The organism is Alloalcanivorax venustensis ISO4 (assembly GCF_015356855.1).
In the GTDB taxonomy this organism is placed as follows: Bacteria; Pseudomonadota; Gammaproteobacteria; order Pseudomonadales; family Alcanivoracaceae; genus Alloalcanivorax; species Alloalcanivorax venustensis.
Genome location: NZ_ARXR01000087.1, coordinates 1 through 579, shown reverse-complemented (window position 1 = coordinate 579; position 579 = coordinate 1). Strand labels below are relative to the sequence as shown.

The window sequence follows — 579 nt, the reverse complement described above, 5'->3', positions numbered from 1 at the left end:
CCTTTCGCGAATACACATCGAGTACAGCCGCCAGGTATCGCCACTCATTTCCAACCCGGATATAGGTGAGATCCGCGACCCATTGCTGGTTCAGCCCCGTAGGTGCGGGCTGATTCAACCGGATGTTCCTGTGGCGCTCATAAAAGCGCTCAATGCCTGGGATTCGGCGGTATACCCTGCCAGCACGCCCGATCAGCGAGGCCTCGCGCATCAGCCTTTCCACACGTTTACGACCAACGCTGATGCCCTCACGGCGCAAGGCCTGGTGCACTCTTGGGCTACCATAGACGCCCAGGTTGGCCCGGTGTATTTGCCGCACTTTCTTCAGCAAGTCACGGTTCGACCGCGATTGCTGCGACTCCTCACGCTTACACCAAGCGTAATAACCACTCCGTGATACGCCCAACAAGCGGCAAAGGTATCTGACACCTAGTTCTCGTCCGTGGGCTTGGATGAATCCAAACCTTTCTGATGTTGATCCGCCAGATACCGTTGCCACTTTTTTAGAAGGTCGTTCTCCTTCTTCAGGCGTGCGTTATCCCGTTTCAGCCTATCCAGCTCTTTTAACTCCTCGGCCGG

1 protein-coding gene is annotated in these 579 nt (G+C 56.0%); it reads right to left on the bottom strand.

The features are described from left to right. The coding region (locus ISO4_RS16885; protein ID WP_194856989.1) for an IS3 family transposase at positions 1–331 on the bottom strand (331 nt) is incomplete at its 3' end. Between the last annotated feature and the right edge of the window lie 248 nt (positions 332–579).